The 23,890-nt window shown below is 63.3% G+C and carries 34 protein-coding genes; 33 read left to right on the forward strand and 1 reads right to left on the reverse strand.

The features are described from left to right. Positions 1–229: 229 nt before the first annotated feature. From rpsL to HLA98_RS13075, 32 genes are all read left to right on the forward strand, one after another. Entirely contained in the window at positions 230–604 is a 375-nt protein-coding gene (gene rpsL / locus HLA98_RS12920; protein ID WP_004145320.1) for a 30S ribosomal protein S12, read from the forward strand. A gap of 12 nt (positions 605–616) precedes the next feature. Then, positions 617–1,090, forward strand: coding sequence for a 30S ribosomal protein S7 (rpsG, locus tag HLA98_RS12925; protein WP_004145321.1), 474 nt, complete (start codon positions 617–619; stop codon positions 1,088–1,090). A 141-nt stretch (positions 1,091–1,231) separates the two neighbouring features. Beyond that, positions 1,232–3,373 (forward strand): elongation factor G, encoded by a 2,142-nt coding sequence (gene fusA, locus HLA98_RS12930; protein ID WP_005408207.1) that lies wholly within the window; start codon positions 1,232–1,234, stop codon positions 3,371–3,373. Positions 3,374–3,425: 52 nt separating this feature from the next. Continuing rightward, on the forward strand, positions 3,426–4,616 hold the full coding sequence (gene tuf, locus HLA98_RS12935; RefSeq protein WP_004154360.1) for an elongation factor Tu: 1,191 nt from the start codon (positions 3,426–3,428) through the stop codon (positions 4,614–4,616). Between the two features lie 332 nt (positions 4,617–4,948). After that, positions 4,949–5,260, forward strand: coding sequence for a 30S ribosomal protein S10 (gene rpsJ, locus HLA98_RS12940; protein ID WP_005408208.1), 312 nt, complete (start codon positions 4,949–4,951; stop codon positions 5,258–5,260). Between the two features lie 11 nt (positions 5,261–5,271). Next, the gene (gene rplC / locus HLA98_RS12945) at positions 5,272–5,922 is read left to right on the forward strand and encodes a 50S ribosomal protein L3 (protein ID WP_004145336.1); all 651 of its coding nucleotides are present in this window, start codon (positions 5,272–5,274) and stop codon (positions 5,920–5,922) included. Between the two features lie 12 nt (positions 5,923–5,934). Next, a complete protein-coding gene (gene rplD / locus HLA98_RS12950) occupies positions 5,935–6,540 on the forward strand; it encodes a 50S ribosomal protein L4 (RefSeq protein ID WP_004145337.1) in 606 nt (201 codons plus the stop codon). Next, positions 6,537–6,836, forward strand: a complete 300-nt coding sequence (gene rplW, locus HLA98_RS12955; protein ID WP_004145338.1) for a 50S ribosomal protein L23 — start codon at positions 6,537–6,539, stop codon at positions 6,834–6,836. The genes rplD and rplW overlap by 4 nt, the downstream gene beginning before the upstream one ends. 10 nt (positions 6,837–6,846) lie before the next feature. After that, positions 6,847–7,674: a 50S ribosomal protein L2 gene (gene rplB, locus HLA98_RS12960; protein WP_004145339.1), complete on the forward strand. Its 828-nt coding sequence runs from the start codon at positions 6,847–6,849 to the stop codon at positions 7,672–7,674. 6 nt (positions 7,675–7,680) lie between these two features. Further along, on the forward strand, positions 7,681–7,950 hold the full coding sequence (rpsS, locus tag HLA98_RS12965; protein ID WP_004154485.1) for a 30S ribosomal protein S19: 270 nt from the start codon (positions 7,681–7,683) through the stop codon (positions 7,948–7,950). A gap of 12 nt (positions 7,951–7,962) precedes the next feature. Beyond that, positions 7,963–8,298 (forward strand): 50S ribosomal protein L22, encoded by a 336-nt coding sequence (gene rplV / locus HLA98_RS12970; protein ID WP_004145348.1) that lies wholly within the window; start codon positions 7,963–7,965, stop codon positions 8,296–8,298. Positions 8,299–8,316: 18 nt separating this feature from the next. Further along, positions 8,317–9,051 carry a 30S ribosomal protein S3 gene (rpsC, locus tag HLA98_RS12975; RefSeq protein ID WP_004145350.1) on the forward strand — a complete coding sequence of 245 codons (735 nt, stop codon included), beginning with the start codon at positions 8,317–8,319 and terminating at the stop codon, positions 9,049–9,051. Positions 9,052–9,056: 5 nt separating this feature from the next. Further along, a complete protein-coding gene (gene rplP / locus HLA98_RS12980) occupies positions 9,057–9,470 on the forward strand; it encodes a 50S ribosomal protein L16 (protein WP_004154486.1) in 414 nt (137 codons plus the stop codon). After that, a complete protein-coding gene (rpmC, locus tag HLA98_RS12985; RefSeq protein ID WP_004154487.1) occupies positions 9,470–9,655 on the forward strand; it encodes a 50S ribosomal protein L29 in 186 nt (61 codons plus the stop codon). The genes rplP and rpmC overlap by 1 nt, the downstream gene beginning before the upstream one ends. A gap of 11 nt (positions 9,656–9,666) precedes the next feature. Next, complete coding sequence (gene rpsQ, locus HLA98_RS12990) at positions 9,667–9,936, forward strand: 30S ribosomal protein S17 (protein WP_004154489.1); 270 nt, start codon at positions 9,667–9,669, stop codon at positions 9,934–9,936. 12 nt (positions 9,937–9,948) lie between these two features. Further along, positions 9,949–10,317, forward strand: coding sequence for a 50S ribosomal protein L14 (rplN, locus tag HLA98_RS12995; protein ID WP_010483978.1), 369 nt, complete (start codon positions 9,949–9,951; stop codon positions 10,315–10,317). Between the two features lie 16 nt (positions 10,318–10,333). Then, positions 10,334–10,651 (forward strand): 50S ribosomal protein L24, encoded by a 318-nt coding sequence (rplX, locus tag HLA98_RS13000; protein ID WP_004154490.1) that lies wholly within the window; start codon positions 10,334–10,336, stop codon positions 10,649–10,651. A gap of 11 nt (positions 10,652–10,662) precedes the next feature. Then, a complete protein-coding gene (rplE, locus tag HLA98_RS13005) occupies positions 10,663–11,205 on the forward strand; it encodes a 50S ribosomal protein L5 (RefSeq protein ID WP_004154491.1) in 543 nt (180 codons plus the stop codon). Positions 11,206–11,223: 18 nt separating this feature from the next. Further along, positions 11,224–11,529: a 30S ribosomal protein S14 gene (gene rpsN / locus HLA98_RS13010; protein ID WP_005408209.1), complete on the forward strand. Its 306-nt coding sequence runs from the start codon at positions 11,224–11,226 to the stop codon at positions 11,527–11,529. A 258-nt stretch (positions 11,530–11,787) separates the two neighbouring features. Further along, positions 11,788–12,186, forward strand: coding sequence for a 30S ribosomal protein S8 (rpsH, locus tag HLA98_RS13015; protein ID WP_005408210.1), 399 nt, complete (start codon positions 11,788–11,790; stop codon positions 12,184–12,186). A gap of 18 nt (positions 12,187–12,204) precedes the next feature. Beyond that, a complete protein-coding gene (rplF, locus tag HLA98_RS13020; protein WP_010483977.1) occupies positions 12,205–12,729 on the forward strand; it encodes a 50S ribosomal protein L6 in 525 nt (174 codons plus the stop codon). 80 nt (positions 12,730–12,809) lie between these two features. Further along, the gene (rplR, locus tag HLA98_RS13025) at positions 12,810–13,169 is read left to right on the forward strand and encodes a 50S ribosomal protein L18 (protein ID WP_024957318.1); all 360 of its coding nucleotides are present in this window, start codon (positions 12,810–12,812) and stop codon (positions 13,167–13,169) included. Between the two features lie 161 nt (positions 13,170–13,330). Continuing rightward, positions 13,331–13,873, forward strand: coding sequence for a 30S ribosomal protein S5 (gene rpsE / locus HLA98_RS13030; protein ID WP_005408213.1), 543 nt, complete (start codon positions 13,331–13,333; stop codon positions 13,871–13,873). Next, the gene (rpmD, locus tag HLA98_RS13035; RefSeq protein WP_005408214.1) at positions 13,866–14,057 is read left to right on the forward strand and encodes a 50S ribosomal protein L30; all 192 of its coding nucleotides are present in this window, start codon (positions 13,866–13,868) and stop codon (positions 14,055–14,057) included. The genes rpsE and rpmD overlap by 8 nt, the downstream gene beginning before the upstream one ends. 6 nt (positions 14,058–14,063) lie before the next feature. After that, complete coding sequence (gene rplO, locus HLA98_RS13040) at positions 14,064–14,507, forward strand: 50S ribosomal protein L15 (RefSeq protein ID WP_004154498.1); 444 nt, start codon at positions 14,064–14,066, stop codon at positions 14,505–14,507. A gap of 7 nt (positions 14,508–14,514) precedes the next feature. Continuing rightward, complete coding sequence (secY, locus tag HLA98_RS13045) at positions 14,515–15,882, forward strand: preprotein translocase subunit SecY (protein WP_049447091.1); 1,368 nt, start codon at positions 14,515–14,517, stop codon at positions 15,880–15,882. A 347-nt stretch (positions 15,883–16,229) separates the two neighbouring features. Beyond that, the gene (rpsM, locus tag HLA98_RS13050) at positions 16,230–16,586 is read left to right on the forward strand and encodes a 30S ribosomal protein S13 (protein WP_004154500.1); all 357 of its coding nucleotides are present in this window, start codon (positions 16,230–16,232) and stop codon (positions 16,584–16,586) included. Between the two features lie 11 nt (positions 16,587–16,597). Beyond that, positions 16,598–16,987, forward strand: a complete 390-nt coding sequence (rpsK, locus tag HLA98_RS13055; protein ID WP_004145443.1) for a 30S ribosomal protein S11 — start codon at positions 16,598–16,600, stop codon at positions 16,985–16,987. Positions 16,988–17,002: 15 nt separating this feature from the next. Further along, positions 17,003–17,632 carry a 30S ribosomal protein S4 gene (gene rpsD, locus HLA98_RS13060; protein WP_004145446.1) on the forward strand — a complete coding sequence of 210 codons (630 nt, stop codon included), beginning with the start codon at positions 17,003–17,005 and terminating at the stop codon, positions 17,630–17,632. Between the two features lie 55 nt (positions 17,633–17,687). Beyond that, complete coding sequence (locus HLA98_RS13065) at positions 17,688–18,686, forward strand: DNA-directed RNA polymerase subunit alpha (RefSeq protein WP_005408216.1); 999 nt, start codon at positions 17,688–17,690, stop codon at positions 18,684–18,686. A gap of 190 nt (positions 18,687–18,876) precedes the next feature. After that, positions 18,877–19,260, forward strand: a complete 384-nt coding sequence (rplQ, locus tag HLA98_RS13070) for a 50S ribosomal protein L17 (RefSeq protein WP_005408217.1) — start codon at positions 18,877–18,879, stop codon at positions 19,258–19,260. A gap of 163 nt (positions 19,261–19,423) precedes the next feature. After that, the gene (locus HLA98_RS13075) at positions 19,424–19,930 is read left to right on the forward strand and encodes a disulfide bond formation protein B (protein ID WP_010483974.1); all 507 of its coding nucleotides are present in this window, start codon (positions 19,424–19,426) and stop codon (positions 19,928–19,930) included. A gap of 64 nt (positions 19,931–19,994) precedes the next feature. Here the strand turns inward: HLA98_RS13075 and HLA98_RS13080 are convergent, their stop codons facing one another. Next, the gene (locus tag HLA98_RS13080) at positions 19,995–22,118 is read right to left on the reverse strand and encodes a TonB-dependent receptor (protein WP_057501650.1); all 2,124 of its coding nucleotides are present in this window, start codon (positions 22,116–22,118) and stop codon (positions 19,995–19,997) included. A 216-nt stretch (positions 22,119–22,334) separates the two neighbouring features. Between HLA98_RS13080 and HLA98_RS13085 the strand changes: the two genes are divergently transcribed. Continuing rightward, positions 22,335–23,726: a class II 3-deoxy-7-phosphoheptulonate synthase gene (locus tag HLA98_RS13085; protein ID WP_032961151.1), complete on the forward strand. Its 1,392-nt coding sequence runs from the start codon at positions 22,335–22,337 to the stop codon at positions 23,724–23,726. Positions 23,727–23,890: the final 164 nt, after the last annotated feature.

The raw sequence follows: 23,890 nt of genomic DNA on the forward strand, positions 1-23,890 counted from the left end.
GGAAAGGGCAGGGGAGATCGTCCGCGATCGACCCGGCCAACCTGAACGGGGTACATGGAGGCCCCCCAGTAACGTTCCGGGATCAGGAACGGGCTTGACAGGAGGCGTTTGACTGCTTTCCTGGCAGGTTGCTACAATCGTCTGTCTCAGCAGGCCAGAATTTTGGCCTGCTTTAACATTTCCGCATCTCTGGTCGGATTTTCCGGCCACCAATCAGAAGAACCTACTGATGGCGACGATCAACCAGCTGGTCCGCAAGCCGCGGCAAGCGACCACCTACAAGAGTGCCTCGCCGGCGCTCGACAAGTGCCCGCAGCGCCGTGGCGTCTGCACCCGTGTCTACACCACCACTCCGAAGAAGCCGAACTCGGCTCTGCGCAAGGTTGCCAAGGTCCGCCTGACCAACCAGGAAGAAGTGATTTCCTACATCGGTGGTGAAGGCCACAACCTGCAGGAGCACTCCGTGGTCCTGATCCGCGGCGGTCGCGTCAAGGACCTGCCGGGTGTGCGTTACCACACCGTTCGTGGCTCGCTCGACGCCGCCGGCGTTGCCAAGCGTCGCCAGGCCCGTTCCAAGTACGGCGCCAAGCGTCCGAAGGCATAAGGAGAGAGCACTATGTCGCGTAAGGGTAATACTCCGCAGCGTTCCGTCCTGCCCGATCCGAAGCACGGAAGCGAAACCATCGCCCGCTTCATCAACATGGTCATGCAGAGCGGCAAGAAGTCCGTCGCCGAAAAGATCGTGTACGGCGCCATGGACGTGATCACCGAGAAGAACAGCAGCGCCAACGCCATTGAACTGGTGCAGAAGGCTCTGGACAACGTCGCTCCGGCGGTCGAAGTCAAGTCGCGCCGCGTCGGTGGTGCCACCTACCAGGTGCCGGTCGAAGTGCGTTCGTCGCGCAAGATGGCTCTGGCCATGCGCTGGCTGATCGACTCCGCGCGCAAGCGTGGTGAGAACACCATGCCGAAGAAGCTGGCTGCTGAACTGATCGACGCCTCGGAAAACCGTGGCGGCGCCATCAAGAAGCGCGAAGAAACCCACCGCATGGCCGAAGCCAACAAGGCATTCGCCCACTACCGCTGGTGAGTTTGACGGCCTTGTAAAACAGGCAGGGCAGCACCACTTCGGTGCGTGCTGCCTCGCGGTCCCAGAAGGACTGCGCCAATCCGAAGGCCGCCGAAAGGCGGCGTTCGGCCATCCGAAATCCAAGAAATCTGAGAGGCTCCCGTGGCCCGTTCCACTCCCATCGAGCGTTACCGTAACTTCGGCATCATGGCTCACATCGATGCCGGCAAGACCACCACGTCCGAGCGCATCCTGTTCTACACCGGCAAGAGCCACAAGATCGGTGAAGTGCACGACGGCGCCGCCACCATGGACTGGATGGAGCAGGAGCAGGAGCGTGGCATCACGATCCAGTCCGCTGCCACCACCGCGTTCTGGAAGGGCATGGACAAGTCCCTGCCGGAGCACCGCTTCAACATCATCGACACCCCCGGGCACGTCGACTTCACCATCGAAGTGGAGCGCTCGCTGCGCGTGCTCGACGGTGCCGTCTTCGTCCTGTGCGCCGTCGGTGGCGTGCAGCCGCAGTCGGAAACCGTGTGGCGCCAGGCCAACAAGTACCACGTGCCGCGCATCGCGTTCGTCAACAAGATGGACCGCACCGGTGCCAACTTCCAGAAGGTCGTCGGCCAGCTGAAGGCCAAGCTGGGCGCGGTTGCCGTGCCGATGCAGCTGCCGATCGGCGCTGAAGACAACTTCAAGGGCGTTGTCGACCTGCTGAAGATGAAGGCCATCCATTGGGATGAGGCTTCGCAGGGCATGAAGTTCGAATACGGTGAAATCCCGGCCGAACTGCAGGGCCCGGCTGAAGAGGCTCGCCAGTTCATGGTCGAGACCGCTGCCGAAGCCAGCGAAGAGCTGATGGAAAAGTACCTGGGCGGCGAAGAGCTGGCCGAGGCTGAAATCATCAACGCGCTGCGTACCCGCACCCTGGCCACCGAGATCGTGCCGATGTACTGCGGCTCGGCCTTCAAGAACAAGGGCGTGCAGGCCATGCTGGACGGCGTGATCCAGCTGCTGCCGTCGCCGGTCGACGTGCCGGACGTGAAGGGCGTGGACGTTGACGACGACACCGTCGAAATGACCCGCAAGTCGGACGACAAGGCTCCGTTCTCGTCGCTGGCCTTCAAGATCATCACCGACCCGTTCGTCGGCGCGCTGACCTTCTTCCGTGTCTACTCGGGCACCCTGAACGGTGGCGACACCGTGCTGAACTCGGTGAAGGGCAAGAAGGAGCGCATCGGCCGCATCCTGCAGATGCACTCGAACAACCGCGAGGAAATCAAGGAAGTTCTGGCCGGTGACATCGCCGCGGCCGTGGGCCTGAAGGACACCACCACCGGTGACACCCTGTGCGCCGTGGACGCCCCGATCATCCTGGAGCGCATGACGTTCCCGGAGCCGGTGATCTCGATGGCCGTCGAGCCGAAGACCAAGTCGGACCAGGAAAAGATGGGTCTGGCCCTGGGCCGTCTGGCGCAGGAAGATCCGTCGTTCCGCGTCAAGACCGACGAAGAATCCGGCCAGACCATCATCTCGGGCATGGGCGAGCTGCACCTGGACATCATCGTCGACCGCCTGAAGCGCGAGTTCAACGTTGAAGCCAACGTCGGCGCGCCGCAGGTGGCCTACCGCGAAACCATCACCCTGGCCGACGTCAAGTCGGACTACAAGCACGCCAAGCAGTCCGGTGGTAAGGGTCAGTACGGTCACGTCGTGATCGAACTGTCGCCGATCACCGCTGCCGACCGTGCCGATCCGAAGCTGGCTCCGGCCATCAAGGACGACTTCCTGTTCATCAACGACATCACCGGCGGCGTGATCCCGAAGGAATTCATTCCGTCGGTTGAAAAGGGCCTGCGCGAAACCATCACCAGCGGTCCGCTGGCTGGCTTCCCGGTCGTGGACGTCAAGGTGAAGCTGGTGTTCGGTTCGTACCACGACGTCGACTCCTCGGAAATGGCGTTCAAGCTGGCTTCGTCGATGGCCTTCAAGCAGGGCTTCGCCAAGGCCAAGCCGGTGCTGCTGGAGCCGATCATGAAGGTCGAGATCGTGACCCCGGAGGATTACCAGGGTGACGTGATGGGCGACGTCAGCCGTCGTCGCGGCGTGCTGCAGGGTTCCGACACCACCGGTGACGGTTCGGCCAGCATCATCAACGCGATGATCCCGCTGGGTGAAATGTTCGGCTACGCCACTGCGCTGCGTTCGCAGACCCAGGGCCGCGCCACCTTCACCATGGAATTCGATCACTACGAGCCGGCTCCGACCAACATCGCCGAAGCCGTCATGAAGAAGGGCTGAGCCTCGCTCAGCCTCTCTTGAAACCACTTACGAACAATCAAGGTATAGAACAATGGCAAAGGGTAAGTTCGAGCGCACCAAGCCGCACGTCAACGTCGGCACCATCGGTCACGTCGATCACGGCAAGACCACGCTGACCGCCGCACTGACCAAGATCGGTGCCGAGCGCTTCGGTGGCGAGTTCAAGGATTACTCCTCGATCGACGCCGCTCCGGAAGAAAAGGCGCGTGGTATCACGATCTCGACCGCGCACGTCGAATACGAATCCCCGGTCCGTCACTACGCCCACGTCGATTGCCCGGGCCACGCTGACTACGTCAAGAACATGATCACCGGTGCCGCCCAGATGGACGGCGCGATCCTGGTGTGCTCGGCCGCTGACGGCCCGATGCCGCAGACCCGCGAGCACATCCTGCTGTCGCGTCAGGTCGGTGTGCCGTACATCGTCGTGTTCCTGAACAAGGCCGACATGGTTGACGACGCCGAGCTGCTCGAGCTGGTCGAGATGGAAGTGCGCGAGCTGCTGAGCAAGTACGACTTCCCGGGCGACGACACCCCGATCATCGCCGGTTCGGCCCGTCTGGCGCTGGAAGGCGACCAGAGCGACATCGGCGTGCCGGCCATCCTGAAGCTGGTCGATGCCCTGGACAGCTGGATCCCGGAGCCGGAGCGCGCGATCGACAAGCCGTTCCTGATGCCGGTGGAAGACGTGTTCTCGATCTCGGGCCGCGGCACCGTGGTGACCGGTCGTATCGAGCGCGGCGTGATCAAGGTTGGCGACGAAATCGAAATCGTCGGCATCCGTCCGGTGCAGAAGACCACCGTGACCGGCGTTGAAATGTTCCGCAAGCTGCTGGACCAGGGCCAGGCAGGCGACAACGCTGGCCTGCTGCTGCGCGGCACCAAGCGTGACGACGTCGAGCGTGGCCAGGTTCTGGCCAAGCCGGGTTCGATCAAGCCGCACACCAAGTTCGAAGGCGAAGTCTACGTCCTGTCGAAGGACGAGGGCGGCCGTCACACCCCGTTCTTCAACGGCTACCGTCCGCAGTTCTACTTCCGCACCACCGACATCACCGGCGCAGCTGCTCTGCCGGAAGGCGTCGAAATGGTGATGCCGGGTGACAACGTCAAGATGGTCGTCACCCTGATCAACCCGGTGGCAATGGACGAAGGCCTGCGCTTCGCCATCCGCGAAGGTGGCCGTACCGTCGGCGCCGGCGTGGTCTCGAAGATCATCGAGTAATCTGGTAGTATCTGCGCCCCGATGTTGCCTGGGTAGGGCATCGGGGCGTATCAAATGGGAAAGCAGGCACAGGATGTGCCTTGTGTTCCCCGGACCAGGAAGGGTCAATGCCATTCAGGCGGCGTCAACAGGCGACTGTTGACAGCTGCCTTGCGTGCCATTATGCTTCTACGTCTGGGCAGGCCGGGTAACTGGTCTGCCTACGTTTTTGAGGTCTATGGAGTGACCTTGGCGGCCTGCAGGACTGTGGGTCGTCCGTATTCAGGAATTTCATGGGACAAAGCAACCCAGAGGCTTTGTCTGTCGCTCTTTTAACGAAGGAACCTACCGCCATGGCGGACCAAAAGATCCGGATCCGGCTGAAAGCGTTCGATCATCGTCTGATCGACCGTTCGGCCAGCGAGATCGTTGAAACGGCAAAGCGGACCGGCGCGCAAGTGCGTGGCCCGATCCCGCTGCCGACCAAGATCGAGCGTTACACCGTTCTCGTCTCCCCGCACGTCGACAAGGACGCGCGTGACCAGTACGAGACCCGCACGCACAAGCGCGTGCTCGATATCGTTGACCCGAATGACAAGACCGTGGACGCGCTGATGAAGCTCGAACTGGCTGCCGGCGTCGACGTTCAGATCAAGCTGACCTGAGGACTACGACCATGACGAAGAAGTATTCGTTGGGCTTCGTGGGCCGCAAGGCTGGCATGAGCCGCGTGTTCACTGAAGATGGCCGCTCCATCCCGGTGACCCTGATCGAAGCAACCCCGAACCGCATCGCGCAGATCAAGACCGTCGAAACCGACGGCTATAGCGCCGTGCAGGTGACCGTCGGCGCGCGTCGCGCTGCCCTGGTCAACAAGCCGGAAGCCGGCCACTTCGCCAAGGCGAAGGTGGAAGCGGGTCGTGGCCTGTGGGAATTCCGCGTTGAAGACGCGCAGCTCGGCGATTTCGCCGTTGGCGGCGAAGTCAAGGCGGACATCTTCGAAGTCGGCCAGATCGTCGACGTCCAGGGTGTCACCAAGGGTAAGGGCTTCCAGGGCACCATCAAGCGCCACAACTTCCGTATGGGCGATGCAACCCACGGTAACTCGCTGTCGCATCGCGCGCCGGGTTCGCTGGGTCAGCGCCAGACGCCGGGTCGCGTTTTCCCGGGCAAGAAGATGTCGGGCCACATGGGCGCAGTGCAGCAGAGCACCCAGAACCTGGAAGTGGTCAAGGTCGACGTCGAGCGCGGTCTGATCGCCGTTCGCGGCGCCGTTCCGGGCGCGGCGGGTGGCGACGTGATCGTCCGTCCGGCGAGCAAGGCATAAGGAGAGATGACGATGGAACTCGTTATCACGGGTAGCAACAACAAGGTCTCGGTCTCCGACGCCGTGTTCGGTCGCGATTTCAGCGAAGATCTGGTCCACCAGGTCGTCGTTGCCTACCGCAACGCCGGTCGCGCCGGCACCAAGGCACAGAAGACTCGCTCCGAAGTGGCTGGTACCACCAAGAAGTCGAAGAAGCAGAAGGGCGGCGGCGCGCGTCATGGCGCACTGACGGCTCCGATCTTCGTCGGCGGCGGTGTCACCTTCGCGGCCAAGCCGCGCAGCTTCGAGCAGAAGGTCAATCGTAAGCAGTACCGTGCCGCCATGTGCGCGATCCTGTCCGAGCTGAACCGTCAGGGCCGTCTGACCATCGTGGAGTCCTTCGACGTCGAAGTGACCAACACGAAGGGTCTGATCGCCAAGCTGGCCGGCCTGGAAGTGGGCAAGCGCCCGCTGATCGTCACCGAAGAAGCGTCCGAGCACCTGTACCTGTCCGCCCGCAATCTGCCGTACGTGCAGGTGCGTGACGTCCAGGGTCTGGATCCGGTCTCGCTGGTGGGTGCCGACACGGTCGTCATCACCGCTGACGCGGTCAAGAAGGTCGAGGAGTGGCTGGCATGAACAGCAACGAAAAAATCTTCAGCGTGCTGCGTGCCCCGCGTGTCTCCGAAAAGACCGCGCGCCTGCAGGAACTCTCCAACCAGTATGTCTTCGAAGTTTCGAACGAAGCCACCAAGGCCGATGTAAAGGCCGCGGTTGAGCAGCTGTTCGACGTCAAGGTCGAAGCCGTCAACGTGGTCAACGTCAAGGGCAAGAACAAGTCCTTCCGTAACCGTGCTGGCCGCCGCGGCGATTGGCGCAAGGCGTACGTTCGCCTGGCCGATGGCCAGTCGATCGATGTAACGGCCAAGGCCTGAGGTACATCCCATGCCATTGATGAAATTCAAGCCCACTTCCCCCGGCCGCCGTTCGGCCGTGCGCGTGGTCACTCCCGACCTGCACAAGGGTGCTCCGCACGCTGCGCTGGTCGAGTCGCAGAGCCGCTCGGGTGGTCGTAACCACCATGGCCGCATCACCGTGCGTCACGTCGGTGGTGGTGCCAAGCAGCACTACCGCATCATCGACTTCAAGCGCAACAAGCTGGGCATCCCGGCGCGCGTGGAACGCATCGAATACGATCCGAACCGCACCGCGCACATTGCTCTGCTGTGCTACGTCGACGGTGAGCGTCGCTACATCATCGCCCCGAAGGGCCTGAAGGCTGGTGATCAGGTGATCGCTGGTTCGGATGCCCCGATCAAGGCTGGCAACACCCTGCCGCTGCGCAACATCCCGGTCGGCACCACCATCCACTGCATCGAACTGAAGCCGGGCAAGGGCGCTCAGATCGCTCGCGCCGCCGGTGCGGCCGTGCAGCTGGTGGCTCGCGAAGGCATCTACGCCACCCTGCGCCTGCGCTCGGGTGAAATGCGCAAGGTTCCGGTCGAGTGCTGCGCCACCATCGGCGAAGTCGGCAACGACGAGCACAGCCTGGAAAAGCTGGGCAAGGCCGGTGCCAAGCGTTGGCGCGGCGTCCGCCCGACCGTTCGTGGTGCTGCCATGAACCCGGTTGACCACCCGCACGGTGGTGGTGAGGCGAAGGCCGGCCAGGGTAATCCGCATCCGGTCACCCCGTGGGGTGTCCCGACCAAGGGTTACAAGACGCGCCATAACAAGCGCACTCAGCAGTTCATCGTCCGCGATCGTAGGGGCTAATCGACCATGGCACGTTCACTCAAGAAGGGCCCGTTCGTCGATCACCACCTCGTCAAGAAGGTGGAGGCCGCTGCGGGCAGCAAGAAGCCGATCAAGACCTGGTCGCGCCGTTCGATGATCCTGCCTGACATGGTAGGCGTCACCATTGCCGTGCATAACGGCAAGAACCACATCCCGGTTCTCGTCAACGAGAACATGGTCGGCCACAAGCTCGGCGAATTTGCCATCACCCGGACCTTCAAGGGTCACGGTGGTGACAAGAAGTCGGGCAAGTAAGGAGAGATGACAATGGAAGCGAAAGCCATCCTGCGCACTGCGCGCATCTCCCCGCAGAAGGCTCGTCTGGTCGCTGACCAGGTGCGCGGTCTGCCGGCCGAGCGTGCGGTCAACCTGCTGAAGTTCTCGGACAAGAAGGCTGCCCACCTGATCAAGAAGGTGGTGGAGTCGGCTATTGCAAATGCCGAGAACAACCAGGGCGCCGACGTCGACGAGCTGAAGGTTCAGACCATCATGGTTGATGAAGGTCCGACCCTGAAGCGTTTCATGGCGCGGGCGAAAGGCCGCGGTACCCGCATCCTCAAGCGCACCAGCCACATCACTGTGGTTGTGGGCGCCGCCAAGTAAGCGGATAAGGAAAAGACCATGGGTCATAAAGTTCATCCGATTGGTATCCGCCTCGGCATTTCCAAGGACTGGAACTCCAAGTGGTACGCCAACAAGGCCGAGTTCGCTGGTTACCTGGCAGCCGACCTGAAAGTGCGCGAAATGCTGCGCAAGAAGCTGGCTCAGGCCGGCATCAGCAAGATCCTGATCGAGCGTCCGGCCAAGACCGCTCGCGTGACGATCCACACCGCCCGTCCGGGCGTGGTGATCGGCAAGCGCGGTGAGGACATCGAGAAGCTGCGCAAGGAAGTGAGCGAGATGATGGGCGTCCCGGCGCACATCAACGTCACCGAAGTGCGCAAGCCGGAACTGGACGCGCAGCTCGTTGCCGAGTCGATCGCCCAGCAGCTGGAGCGTCGCATCATGTTCCGCCGTGCAATGAAGCGCTCGGTCGGCAACGCGATGCGCCTGGGTGCCCTGGGCATCAAGGTCAACGTGGGTGGCCGCCTCAACGGTGCAGAAATCGCCCGTTCGGAGTGGTACCGCGAAGGCCGCGTGCCGCTGCACACCCTGCGTGCCGACATCGACTATGGCTTCGCTGAAGCCAAGACGACCTACGGCATCATCGGCATCAAGGTCTGGATCTACAAGGGCGAGGTCTTCGATTTCTCCCAGGTTGGCCAGGAAAAGCAGGACGACACCCCGTCGCGCAACGATCGTCATGATCGCGGCGACCGTGGTGACCGTCAGCGCCCGGCCCGTGAAGCGAGGTAACGACAATGTTGCAACCCAAGCGAACCAAGTACCGCAAGGTACACAAGGGCCGTAACGATGGCCTGAGCTGGAGCGCCAACGCTGTCAGCTTCGGCGAATACGGCCTGAAGGCAACCGCACACGGTCAGCTGACCGCGCGTCAGATCGAAGCGGCTCGCCGCTCGATCAGCCGCTACGTCAAGCGCGGCGGCAAGATGTGGATCCGCGTGTTCCCCGACAAGCCCATCACCAAGAAGCCCATCGAAGTCCGAATGGGTTCTGGTAAGGGTAACGTGGAATACTGGGTGGCCCAGATCCAGCCCGGCCGCATGATCTATGAAATCGAGGGTGTTTCCGAGGAAGTGGCTCGCGAGGCGTTCCGCCTGGCCGCCGCCAAGCTCTCGGTCACCACCACTTTCGTGACCCGTACGGTGCGCTGATGGATATCAAAACTCTCCGTGAAAAGTCGGCTGACGAACTCAAGGCCCACCTGATCGACCTGCGTAAGGAACAGTTCTCTGTCCGTATGCAGCAGGTCACCGGCCAGCTGCCGAAGACCCACGACATTCGCCGGGTCCGTCGCGAGATTGCTCGCGTCAAGACCCTGCTCGGCAGCACGAAGTAAGGATGGCCGCTATGAGCGACAATACTGAAAAGAAGACGCTGCGCACGGTCGAAGGCCGTGTCGTCAGCAACAAGATGGACAAGACGGTTACCGTCCTGGTTGAGCGTCAGGTCAAGCACGCACTGTACGGCAAGTACATCAAGCGCTCGACGAAGCTGCACGCCCACGATGCCGACAACGCCTGCAAGGAAGGCGATGTCGTCCGCGTGACCGAGATTGCTCCGATGTCCAAGACCAAGAACTGGCGCGTGGTGGAAGTCATCACGCGTGCGGCTGAATAAGGAGTCTGAATCATGATCCAGATGCAGAGCTACCTTGACGTCGCGGACAATTCGGGTGCCAAGCAGGTGATGTGCTTCAAGGTGCTGGGTGGTTCCAAGCGCCGTTACGCCGGCATCGGCGACATCATCAAGGTCACCGTGAAGGATGCGATTCCGCGCGGCAAGGTCAAGAAGGGTGAAGTGTATGACGCCGTCGTGGTGCGTACCCGCAAGGGTGTGCGTCGCGCCGACGGTTCGCTGATCCGCTTCGACGGCAACGCTGCCGTCCTGCTGAACAACAAGCAGGAGCCGATCGGTACCCGTATCTTCGGGCCGGTGACCCGTGAACTTCGTTCGGAGAAGTTCATGAAGATCGTCTCGCTCGCTCCCGAAGTGCTGTGAGCGACAGGAGATAATCATGGCTAACCGTATCAAGAAGGGCGACCAGGTTGTCGTCAACGCTGGCAAGGACAAGGGCAAGCAGGGCGAAGTCGTCCGCGTCGACGGCGACCGTGTGGTCGTCGCCAACGTGAACATCGTCAAGCGCCACACCAAGCCGAACCCGCAGGCAGGTGTTGCCGGCGGCGTGGTCGAGCGCGAAGCTTCGATCCATATCTCCAACGTGAATGTTCTGAACCCGGCTTCGGGCAAGGGCGAACGCGTTGGCTTCAAGGTGCTGGAGGATGGGCGCAAACTGCGTGTGTTCCGCTCCAGCGGTGAGGCGCTCGACGCCTGAGGAATGAGAAGATGAGTTCCCGTCTCGAAAAGTTCTACAAGGACGAAGTGGTGCCGGCGCTGATGAAGCAGTTCGGCTACACCAATCCGATGGAAGTGCCGAAGCTGGTCAAGGTCACCCTGAACATGGGTGTCGGCGAAGCGGCCACCAACAAGAAGATCCTGGAAAACGCCGTCGGCGACATGACCAAGATTTCCGGCCAGAAGCCGGTTGTCACCAAGTCGCGTGTGTCGGTTGCGTCGTTCAAGATCCGTGATGGTTGGCCGATCGGCTGCAAGACCACGCTGCGTCGCCACAAGATGTACGAGTTCCTGGATCGCCTGATCAACATCTCGCTGCCGCGCGTGCGCGACTTCCGTGGTGTTTCCGGTCGTTCCTTCGACGGTCGCGGCAACTTCAACATGGGTGTGAAGGAACAGATCATCTTCCCGGAAATCGACTTCGACGCCGTCGACGCGATCCGCGGTATGGATATCGCCATCACCACCACTGCGAAGACCGACGCGGAAGCGAAGGCGCTGCTGGCAGCGTTCAAGTTCCCGTTCCGTAACTGATCTGTCGAGGAAACCGAAATGGCAAAGACCTCCATGGTCAACCGCGACATCAAGCGGGAAAAGCTGGCAAAGAAGTACGCTGAGAAGCGTGCAGCTCTGAAGAAGATCGTGTCCTCCGTGGACGCGACCTACGAAGAGAAGATCGACGCCGCAACCAAGCTGGCCAAGCTGCCGCGCGATTCGTCGCCGAGCCGCCAGCGCAACCGTTGCGAGCTGTCGGGTCGTCCGCGTGGCGTCTACAGCAAGTTCGGCCTGGGCCGTAACAAGCTGCGTGAAGCCACCATGCGTGGCGACGTCCCGGGTCTGCGCAAGGCCAGCTGGTAATCCCAGCCGGTCCTGCGATCAGGTGCCCCTTCGGGGGTTCCTGAACCGGGCAGGGGAGGCGTTCAGCTTCCCCGCTGCAAAAAAACCAGGGAGCCCGGCGCAAGCCGGGCTCTTTTGGCGTATACTCCCGCGTCTTGCCCTGCGCAAACGGGGTTGTAGGAGTGGGCCCCTGGCCCGCTGCATCAAGGGACCTGGCCCGTTTCCAGGAGACAACAGATTTTCGCGAAAGCGGATATCGGTGCACTCAAAGGTACTCATATGAGCATGACTGATCCCATCGCCGACCTGCTGGTCCGCATCAAGAATGCGGCTGCGGTTGGCAAGCAGACGGTGAAAGCCCCGTCGTCCAAGATCAAGGTTGCGATCGCCCAGGTCCTGAAGGACGAGGGTTACATCACCGACCTGCGCGTGACCCAGCTGGAAAACAACAAGTCCGAGCTGGAAATCGTGCTGAAGTATTTCGAAGGCAAGCCGGTCATCGCGACCCTGAAGCGCTTCTCGCGTTCGGGCCTGCGTCAGTACCGCGGCAAGAGCGAGCTGCCGAAGGTCATGAATGGCCTGGGTATCTCCATCATTTCCACCTCCAAGGGCATCATGACTGATGCGCAGGCGCGCCAGCTGGGCGTCGGCGGCGAAGTCCTGTGCTTCGTGGCCTAAGGCGAAAGGAGTAGAACTATGTCCCGCGTAGCCAAGAAGCCGATCGACCTGGGTAAGGTTGAACTGAACGTCCAGTCGGACAGCGTCACCGCCAAGGGCCCGAAGGGCTCCCTGTCGCTGGCCAAGCCGGCCGGTATTGCCATCAACGTCGACAACGGCGTTGCCACCCTGAGCACCGAGAACGCCGAGCTGGTCGCGCTGACCGGTACCGTGCGTGCGATCCTGGCCAACATGGTCAAGGGCGTGTCCGAAGGCTTCGAGCGCAAGCTGGAGCTGGTCGGCGTGGGTTACCGTGCTGCCATGCAGGGCAAGGACCTGAGCCTGTCGCTCGGTTTCTCGCACCCGGTCGTGTTCGTGGCGCCGGAAGGCATCACCATCACCACCCCGACCCAGACCGAGATCCTGGTCCAGGGCGCTGACAAGCAGGTCGTCGGTGAAGTTGCCGCCAAGATCCGTGCGTTCCGCAAGCCGGAGCCGTACAAGGGCAAGGGCGTGAAGTACTCCGACGAAGTCATCATCCGTAAGGAAGCCAAGAAGGCGTAAGTGCGAGTCCCTCGCAAGAGCCCGCACATCCCTGTGCGGACTCCTCAGGGAAAAGCCCATCCTTCAGCTTTCAAGGAATAATCAAAATGAACAAGAACATCGCCCGCCTGCGTCGCGCCAAGTCGACCCGCGCCCACATCCGTGAGCTCGGCGTCGCCCGCCTGTCGGTGCTGCGCACCGGCCAGCACCTGTACGCCCAGGTCTTCACCGCCGACGGTTCCAAGGTGCTGGCTGCTGCCAACACCACCCAGACCGACGTCATGGAAGGTCTGAAGAACGGCAAGAACGCCGATGCCGCCGCCAAGGTCGGCCGTATCGTCGCTGAGCGCGCCAAGGCCGCCGGCGTCGAGAAGGTTGCCTTCGATCGTTCGGGCTACCGCTACCACGGCCGCATCAAGGCCCTGGCAGAAGCCGCCCGCGAAGCCGGCCTGCAGTTCTAAGGGATAAGGGCAGGGGACCTGTGGTCTCCTGTCCGCCTGCTCGCCCGCCTGAGTGAGGCGGGACGGCGCCACTCTTCTGCAGTGGCCCACCGGAACGACGCGACATTCCACAACCATAAGCGGCCTCGAGCCGTACATACCCAAACAACCAAGGAATCAACATGGCAGAAGAGCGTCAGCAGCGGGGTCGCGATCGCGACCGTAACCGCGAAGAGAAGATCGACGACGGCATGATCGAAAAGCTGGTCGCGGTCAACCGCGTCAGCAAGACCGTCAAGGGTGGCCGCCAGTTCACCTTCACCGCCCTGACCGTTGTCGGCGACGGCGAAGGCAAGGTCGGTTTCGGTTATGGCAAGGCCCGCGAAGTGCCGGTCGCCATCCAGAAGTCGATGGAACAGGCCCGCAAGAATCTGGTCAGCGTTGACCTGAACAACGGCACCCTGTGGCACACCATCAAGGATGGTCACGGCGCAGCCCGCGTGTTCATGCAGCCGGCTTCGGAAGGTACCGGCGTGATCGCCGGCGGTGCCATGCGCGCCGTGCTGGAAGCCGTTGGCGTGAAGAACGTGCTGGCCAAGGCCACCGGTTCGCGCAACCCGATCAACCTGGTGCGTGCCACCGTGAAGGGCCTGTCTGCTGCGCAGTCGCCGGCTCGCATCGCGGCCAAGCGCGGCAAGAAGGTGGAGGAACTCAACCATGGCTAATGAGTCCAACAAGACTGTGAAGGTCCGCCTGGTGCGTGGCCTGCGTGGTACCCAGTCGCGTCACCGCCTGTCGGTGCGTGCCCTGGGCCTGAACAAGCTCAACGATGTGCGTGAACTGAAGGACAGCCCGCAGGTACGCGGCCTGATCAACAAGGTTCAGTACCTCGTCCAGGTTGAGGAGTAATCGACCATGACTCTGCGTCTCAATGAACTGAGCCCGGCACCGGGCGCCCGCACCGAGCGCACCCGCGTCGGCCGCGGTATCGGCTCGGGCCTGGGCAAGACTGCCGGCCGCGGCCACAAGGGTTCGTTCGCCCGTAAGGGTGGCGGCAAGATCAAGGCTGGCTTCGAAGGCGGCCAGACCCCCATGCAGCGTCGTCTGCCGAAGATCGGCTTCCGTTCGCCGATTGCCAAGGACACCGCTGAAGTGCTGCTGTACGCGCTGGACAAGCTGCCGGCCGGTGAGATCGACTTCGCCGCCCTGCGTGCTGCCAAGCTGGTCCCGAGCACTGCAAAGAAGGCCAAGGTCGTCGTCAAGGGCGAAGTGACCAAGGCGTTCACCCTGAAGGGTATCGCTGCCACGGCTGGTGCCAAGGCCGCGATCGAAGCTGCCGGCGGCAGCGTAACGGAGTAAGAAAATCATGGCGCAAGCTGGCATCGGTAACCTCGCGGGCGGAATGGGCAAGTTCACTGAACTTCGCCAACGTTTGCTGTTCGTCGTCGGGGCTTTGATCGTCTATCGCATTGGCTGCTACGTGCCGGTGCCGGGCGTCAATCCCGATGCCATGCTTGCCATGATGCAACAGCAGGGCGGCGGCATCGTGGACATGTTCAACATGTTCTCGGGCGGCGCCCTGCACCGTTTCAGCATCTTCGCGCTGAACGTGATGCCGTACATCTCGGCATCGATCGTGATGCAGCTGGCCGTGCACATCTTCCCCGCCCTGAAGGCGATGCAGAAGGAAGGTGAGTCCGGCCGCCGCAAGATCACCCAGTATTCGCGCATCGGCGCCGTGCTGCTGGCAGTGGTGCAGGGCGGTTCGATCGCGCTGGCCCTGCAGGGCCAGGTCTCGCCGTCGGGCGCTCCGGTCGTGTACGCACCGGGCATGGGCTTCGTGCTCACCGCCGTGGTCGCGCTGACCGCCGGCACCATGTTCCTGATGTGGGTCGGTGAGCAGGTCACCGAGCGCGGCATCGGCAACGGTGTGTCGCTGATCATCTTCGCCGGTATCGTCGCTGGCCTGCCGGGTGCGGTCATCCACACCTTCGACGCCTACCGCGACGGCAACATCCAGTTCATCCAGCTGCTGCTGATCGCCATCGTCGTGCTCGCCTTCACCTTCTTCGTGGTGTTCGTCGAGCGTGGCCAGCGCCGGATCACGGTCAATTACGCGCGCCGCCAGGGCGGTCGCAACGCGTACATGAACCAGACCTCGTTCCTGCCGCTGAAGCTCAACATGGCGGGCGTCATCCCGGCGATCTTCGCCTCGAGCCTGCTGGCCTTCCCGGCCACCCTGGCCATGTGGTCCGGCCAGGCCGCCAACCAGAGCAGCATGGGCCAGATCCTGCAGAAGGTCGCCAATGCCCTGGGCCCGGGCGAGCCGCTGCACATGATCGTGTTCGCTGCGCTGATCACCGGTTTCGCGTTCTTCTATACCGCGCTGGTGTTCAACTCGCAGGAAACCGCCGACAACCTGAAGAAGTCGGGCGCGCTGATTCCGGGCATCCGTCCGGGCAAGGCCACCGCCGACTACATCGACGGCGTGCTGACCCGCCTGACCGCGGCCGGCTCGGCCTACCTGGTGATCGTCTGCCTGCTGCCGGAGCTGATGCGCACGCAGCTGAACGCCTCGTTCTACTTCGGCGGTACTTCGCTGCTGATCGTGGTGGTGGTGGTGATGGACTTCATCGCCCAGGTGCAGGCGCACCTGATGTCCCACCAGTACGAGAGCCTGCTGAAGAAGGCCAACCTGAAGGGCGGCAACCGCGGCGGTTTTGCCCGCGGCTGATTGGCCTGTTATACTTTCGTCTTCCTGACGTGATGGTCCCTCCGCTTCGCGGACTCCGGCCACACAAACGAAGGGCGGCCCCCGCAGCGGTTCCGGGTGGGGGTGTGATGAGGTGGTCCCGCGCTGGAGTAGCGCGGGCGGCCCCGGGGGAAACCCCAGGTCCAACCCCATCCGGCGCCGGAGCCTGGGCACACTCCCCAGGCCGGGTCCATGAAACCAATGGTTTCACGGGCTTCCATGTAAACCGGAACCTTGTTAGTATCGCTAGTTCACTTTTTTGATCCATCCTGCCGGATTGGCGTGCCCGAGGCGCGCTGTCGGCCATCACTCAGCTGGAGAACCGCGTCATGGCGCGTATTGCAGGCGTCAACCTGCCAGCCCAGAAGCACGTCTGGGTCGGGTTGCAAAGCATTTACGGCATCGGCCGTACCCGTTCGAAGAAGGTCTGCGAAGTCGCAGGCGTTGCTTCGACCACCAAGATCCGCGATCTGTCGGAGCCGGAAATCGAGCGCCTGCGCGCCGAAGTCGGCAAGTACATCGTGGAAGGCGATCTGCGCCGTGAGATCGGCATCGCGATCAAGCGCCTGATGGACCTGGGCTGCTACCGCGGCCTGCGTCACCGTCGTGGCCTCCCGCTGCGTGGCCAGCGCACCCGTACCAACGCCCGCACCCGCAAGGGTCCGCGCAAGGCGATCAAGAAGTAAGGGACTGAGAAATGGCTAAGCCCGCTGCTAAGACCAAGAAGAAGATCAAGCGCGTCGTCACTGACGGCGTTGCCCACGTCCACGCTTCGTTCAACAACACCATCGTCACCATCACCGACCGCCAGGGCAACGCTCTGTCGTGGGCGACCTCCGGTGGCGCTGGCTTCCGCGGTTCGCGCAAGTCGACCCCGTTCGCTGCCCAGGTGGCTGCTGAAAAGGCCGGTCGTGCTGCGCTGGACTACGGCGTGAAGTCGCTGGAAGTCCGCATCAAGGGCCCGGGTCCGGGCCGTGAGTCGGCCGTGCGTTCGTTGAACAACGTCGGCTACAAGATCACCAACATCATCGACGTGACGCCTATCCCGCACAACGGGTGCCGTCCGCCGAAGAAGCGTCGCGTCTAAAGGGAGCGATAAGAAATGGCTCGTTATATCGGTCCTACCTGTAAGCTCGCCCGTCGCGAAGGCGCCGACCTGTCCCTGAAGAGCCCGGCGCGTGCGCTGGACTCGAAGTGCAAGCTGGAGCAGAAGCCCGGCCAGCACGGCGCCACTGCCCGCAAGGGCAAGCTGTCCGACTACGCCACCCAGCTGCGTGAAAAGCAGAAGGTCAAGCGTATCTACGGCCTGCTGGAGCGTCAGTTCCGCAACTACTACAAGAAGGCCTCGACCAAGAAGGGCAACACCGGCGAGAACCTGCTGCAGCTGCTGGAAACCCGCCTGGACAACGTCGTCTACCGCATGGGCTTCGCCGTGACCCGTCCGGCTGCCCGTCAGCTGGTGTCGCACCGCGGCGTCACCGTGAATGGCAAGTCGGTCAACCTGGCTTCGTACCAGGTCAAGGCTGGCGACGCCATCGCCCTGTCTGAAAAGGCTGCCAAGCAGCTGCGCGTCCAGGAAGCCCTGACCGTCGCCGCCCAGCATGACCTGAGCCCGTCGTGGGTTGAAGTGGATTCCGGCAAGTTCACCGGCATCTTCAAGGCTGTTCCGGATCGTTCGGATCTGCCTGCGGACATCAACGAAGCGCTGATCGTCGAGCTGTATTCGAAGTAATTCACATTGGAGAGCCCCCGGCGACGGCCGGGGGTTCACTAGGAGAACCCGCAACATGACGGTTACCGCCAACCAGGTTCTGCGTCCTCGCGGTCCGCAGATCGAACGCCTTACCGACACCCGTGCAAAGGTCGTTATCGAACCTTTGGAGCGGGGTTACGGGCATACGCTGGGTAATGCCCTGCGTCGCGTGCTGCTGTCGTCCATCCCGGGCTTCGCCATCACGGAAGTCGAAATCGACGGCGTGTTGCATGAGTACACCACGGTCGAAGGTCTGCAGGAGGACGTGCTCGAAGTCCTGCTGAACCTGAAGGACGTGGCCATCCGTATGCACTCCGGCGACAGCGCCACCCTGTCCCTGTCCAAGCAGGGCCCGGGCGTTGTCACCGCTGCCGATATCAAGGTCGACCACAATGTGGAGATCCTGAACGGCGACCATGTGATCTGCCACCTGACCAAGGATACGGCGATCAACATGCGTCTGAAGATCGAACGTGGTTTCGGCTACCAGCCGGCTGCCGCGCGTCGTCGTCCGGACGAAGAAACCCGTGCCATCGGCCGCCTGGTCCTGGATGCCTCTTTCTCGCCGGTCCGCCGCGTCGCCTATGCCGTGGAAGCGGCCCGCGTCGAACAGCGTACCGACCTGGACAAGCTGGTCATCGATATCGAGACCAACGGCACCATCGATGCCGAGGAAGCCGTGCGCACCGCCGCCGACATCCTCAGCGACCAGCTGTCGGTGTTCGGTGACTTCACCCACCGCGACCGCGGTGCGGCCAAGCCGGCCAACAACGGCGTGGATCCGGTGCTGCTGCGCCCGATCGACGATCTGGAGCTGACCGTGCGTTCGGCCAACTGCCTGAAGGCTGAAAGCATCTACTACATCGGCGATCTGATCCAGAAGACCGAAGTGGAGCTGCTGAAGACCCCGAACCTGGGCAAGAAGTCGCTCACCGAGATCAAGGAAGTGCTGGCTCAGCGCGGCCTGTCCCTCGGCATGAAGCTGGAGAACTGGCCGCCGGCCGGTGTCGCCAGCCACGGCATGCTGGGCTGATATCGGTAATGCCTGAAGGCTCCACCGTTCGCGGTGGGGCCTTCAACGCAACACAACATGCCACGACGAACGAAGGTTCGCGCGGCAGGTCGTCCAGGACGGGCGGCCAGGACCATCCGCAGTCCGCGCAGCAACGCCAGGAAGGCGACAACGATCCGCACAGTCTCATCATTAACCAAGGAATATCACCATGCGTCACCAGAAGTCTGGCCGTAAGTTCAGCCGTACCAGCGCCCACCGCGAAGCGATGTTCAAGAACATGGCCGCCTCGCTGTTCAAGCACGAGCTGATCAAGACCACCCTGCCGAAGGCCAAGGAACTGCGCCGCGTTGCCGAGCCGCTGATCACCCTGGCCAAGGTCGACTCCGTCGCCAACCGCCGTCTGGCCTTCGCTCGCCTGCGCGACAACGAAGCCGTGGGCAACCTGTTCACCATCCTGGGCCCGCGCTACGCGAACCGTCCGGGCGGCTACCTGCGTCTGCTGAAGTGCGGCTTCCGCGCCGGCGACAACGCGCCGATGGCGTACGTCGAGCTGGTTGACCGTCCGGTCGTGGCCGAGGAAGTGGCCGAGTAATCGGACCGCTCCAACGCGACACCGCGAAAGCCCGGCCTCTGCCGGGCTTTTGCGTTCCTGGAGCGGATTCGACCCGCACCGTTCCGACAGGCGTCACCTGTGGCGGTTCGAATGGCGCGCACTCTCGGTTACGCTTGGCGCCTGATCCATTCGAGCGTTGACGATGAATCCACTGCGCTGGCCCTTCCGCGCCCAGTTCTTCCTGGGCTTCCTGATCTGCGCGGGCCTGCTTGGCTACGCGATCTTCCTGCAGTTGAAGATGGGCCTGGAGCCGTGTCCGCTGTGCATTTTCCAGCGCCTGGCCTTCGCCGCGCTCGGCCTGCTGTTCCTGATCGGTGCGCTGCACGGGCCTTCCAACCGCCCGGGACGCGCGACCTATGGCGTGCTGGCGTTCATTGCCGCCGCAGTGGGTGTCGGCATCGCCGCGCGCCACGTCTACGTGCAGATGCTGCCGCCAGAAATGGGTTCCACCTGTGGCCCGCCGCTGGCGTTCCTGAGCGAGACCATGGGGCCGCTGGAGGTGTTCCGCACCGTGCTGACCGGTACCGGCAACTGCGGCAACATCGACTGGACCTTCCTGGGCCTGACCATGCCGATGTGGTCGGGCGTGTGGTTCGTGCTGCTGGCGTTGTGGGCGCTGGTGGTGTCGCTGCGCAAGGTCAAGCGCTGAAGCAGGGTAGTGCCGGCCGCTGGCCGGCACACCGTGGGAATGCCGGCCAGCGGCCGGCACAACCTCAGAAATCCTGCTGCACGCTCAGGTAAGCACCGCGGCGAGGTCCCCACTGCGGGGCGAACACGCCGACACCGCCGCCATCGCGCAGCTGGTAGCTGCGATCCAGTGCGTTCATCACGGCCAGCTGCACGTGCAACGGATGGCCGCTGTCGGCGTTGAAGTCGTGCCCCGCGCTGAGGTTCACCTGCAGGTACGACGGCAGCTCGCCACCATTGGGCACGCCCTCGATGTCCGAACGCAGGCCGCTGCCGAACACGTAGTTGGCCCCGATCCGGTTGTGCCCGGCGAAGGCGTAGCTGAGGCCACCTGACGAGGTCAGCTTCTGGTCGTGGTCAAGATGGATCCAGTGGTCGGCCACATAGGCCAGCGCGTCCGGATCGAGGTTGTACTGGCTGGTGATCACCTGGGTGCCGATGGCCTTGTTGTACGCCGCGTTGAAGTAGGCGCTGAACGGACCGTTGCTGTAGTCGGCACTGAACTCCAGGCCGCGGATATGGCCACGGCGATAGTTGAAGGTCGAGTAGATGTAGGCGGCGCCGAACTGGCCTTCATCCTGCAGGCGCGCAACACGGCGGTCATAGGCATCCACGCCCAGGGTCAGGTGCTCGCCCAGCTGCTGCGAGACGCCGATGTCGTAGTAGTCGCTGCGCTCGGCCAGCGGCGTGTTGTTGCCACCGCTGGGCTGCTGGTTGGTGGTGCCGTCGTATAGCGCGATGTCGCTGCTGGCGATCAGCTCGCTGGCCGGTGGCGTGAAGTAGCGTGAATAGCCGGCGTGCACGGTGGTGCTGTCGCTGGCATTCCAGACCACGCCCAGACGCGGGCTCAGCTGACCCTCGGTGCGACCGAAGGCTTTGTAGCGGTCACCGCGCAGACCATAGTTCACCGTCCAGTCGTTGCCGATCTTCCATTCATCCTGCACATACAGCGCCACCGTGCTGGCGTGGAACGCGCTGCGATCCGGGATCAGCAACGGCGTAGTGCTGGACTGCTGGCCGGCGTCATCAACCGGGAACACCCAGCTGTTGTTGCTGGCCCGCGCGTTCTCGTAGTTGCCGTACAGGCCATAGCGCAGCGTATGGTCGTTGCCCAACGACGTGGAAAAGTCGGCCTGCAGGGTGTTGGCGCGGTTGCTGCGCTGGACCTGCGAGGCGACGCCACTGAACACCAGATCGCCGACCACGTCGGGATTGAAGCCGACATCGCTGTAACGTTGCCCGGCCGAGACCTGGTAGGCAGTGCCGCCCAGTGTGCCCTGCAGCACCAGCATGCCGAAGCGGGTGGTTTCGCGCTGGGTCTCATCCAGTTGGCTGGAATCAAAGGTGGTGGTGTCCAGGTAGCCGAACTGCGGCGTCTGGCCGGGGTTGACCGGAATCTGGAAGCGGTTGTTGGCGAAGCCGGCGAACACGCTCAGGCGGGTGGTGTCGTTGACCAGGTAGGTCAGGTCGGCGAACGCCTTGCCCTGGTGGGTGTCGTCGTGCAGCGGCTTGCGTGAGCGGGTCGGGTTCTCCAGGCCGACCTCGTTCTGGTCGTAGTTGCCAGTCAGGAACCAGCTCCAGCGCCCCTGTGAGCCCCACCAGGAGGCATTCGGATTGACCTTGCCAAACGAGCCGGTGGTAATGCCGACGCTGCCGCCATTGCCGAGCTCGGCGCCACTGCGGGTGGTGATGTCGACCACCGCGGCGGTGCGCTCGCCGAACTGGGCCGGCAACGCGCCGTCCATCAGCCGGATGCTCTTGATCGTGCGCGCATCCAGAGTCTGGCCGAAGCCGGAGATCGACTCCGGCAGCAGCACACCGTTGATGCGGTACTGCAGGTTGGCGTGGTCGCCGCGCACGTGCACGCCGCCGTAGGAATCCTGGACCACGCCGGGCGCCTGCAGCAGCACCTGGCTGAGCGGCGCGGAGGCACCCAGCGGCTGTTTCTGGATGTCTTCGGCGGTGATCTGGTACTGGCTGCTGCCGATGTCCGGCGACAGCGCATTGCGGGCCTGGTCGAGCTGGGCGCTGACGGTGACCGTGTCGAGGTCCTTCACGGGAGCGGCGGCATCGGCGGCCACAGCGAGGGAAGGCAGACTGGCCAGGGACAGGGCGAAGGTGATGCCGGTAGCGAGGGGCGAGGGCTTCATGGCGGATAGGCTGTGGAAGGGGCCGGTGGGAGTGATTGTTACTTCGTAACAGTGCGTGGCGAATCATGCGCCTGTGCGGGCGACCGTGGGCATGCGGTTTCTGGCCGATCGCGATGCCCTTTCCCCGGCGTTCAGTCATGTGCAGAGCGCGCCCAGCCCTTTGCGCCAGCGGCTGGCTCTGCGACCATGACCGCCCCCCCTCCCCGGAAGTCTGCAATGAGCCTGTCCGCCGTTCCGCCCGTTCTCGATCCCGCCGCGACCGCTGCTGGCGCTGCCTGGTCGCCGGAGAGCTGGCGCGGCAAGACCGCGCTGCAGATGCCGACCTACCCTGACCCGGTGGCGCTGGACGCCGCCCTGCACGAACTGAAGCGGCTGCCGCCGCTGGTCACCTCGTGGGAGATCCTGGCGCTGAAGCAGCAGTTGGCCGAGGCTCAGGAAGGCAAGCGCTTCCTGCTGCAGGGCGGCGACTGCGCCGAGAACTTCAGCGACTGCGAATCGGGCACCATCTCCAACCGCCTGAAGGTGCTGCTGCAGATGAGCCTGGTGCTGGTGCACGGCCTGCGCCAGCCGGTGATCCGCGTTGGCCGCTTCGCGGGCCAGTACGCCAAGCCGCGTTCGGCCGACACCGAGACCCGTGACGGCGTGACGCTGCCCAGCTACCGCGGTGACGTGATCAATGCCCCGGCGTTTACCGAAGCCGCGCGTCTGCCGGACCCGAAGCGGATGCTGCAGGCCCACGCACATTCGGCGATGACGATGAACTTCGTGCGGGCGCTGATCGACGGCGGTTTCGCCGACCTGCACCACCCCGAATACTGGAACCTGGAGTGGGTAAGCCACTCGCCGCTGGCGGCCGAGTACCAGAAGATGGTGGCGTCGATCGGCGATGCGGTGCACTTCATGGAGACCCTGGCCGGGGCCCGCGTGCACAACCTCAACCGCATCGATTTCTACACCTCGCACGAAGCGCTGCTGCTGCCCTACGAGCAGGCGCTGACCCGACAGGTGCCGCGCCAGCAGGGCTGGTTGAACCTGAGCACGCATTACCCGTGGATCGGCATGCGCACCGCCGCGCTTGACGGCGCGCACGTGGAATACCTGCGTGGCGTGCGCAATCCGATTGCGATCAAGGTCGGCCCGTCGGTGACGCCGGACCAGCTGCTGCGCCTGATCGATGTGCTCAACCCGCATGACGAGCCGGGTCGACTGAGCTTCATCCACCGCATGGGGGCCGCGCAGATCGCCGAGAAGCTGCCGCCGCTGCTGGATGCGGTCAAGCGTGATGGCCGCCGCGTGCTGTGGGTGTGCGATGCGATGCATGGCAACACCGAAAGCACCGCCAATGGCTTCAAGACGCGTCGCTTCGACAATGTGCGTGGCGAAGTGGAGATGTCGTTTGATCTGCATGCGGCCGCGGGCACGCGCCTGGGTGGCGTGCACCTGGAGCTGACCGGCGAGGACGTGACCGAATGCACCGGTGGTGCGCGCGAACTGACCGAGCGTGACCTGGAGCGTGCGTATCGCTCAACGGTGGACCCGCGGTTGAACTACGAGCAGTCGCTGGAGATCGCGATGGCGATCGTGCGCAAGCAGGAGCAAGTGCGGTAAGGGTTTTTTCGGCAGGGCTTGCAGCCCTGCACCTGCCAGAAGCCGAAGCAACAGCAACGGCAGAAGCAACGGCAACAGCATGCATTCCGTGGGATGGCGGGGCGGTGTGGGCAGGCAGGACACGCCGTGAACCCATCCATGGGGGCTCGATGGCGCCATCCATG

This window comes from Stenotrophomonas africana (assembly GCF_013004645.1).
Taxonomy (GTDB): domain Bacteria; phylum Pseudomonadota; class Gammaproteobacteria; order Xanthomonadales; family Xanthomonadaceae; genus Stenotrophomonas; species Stenotrophomonas africana.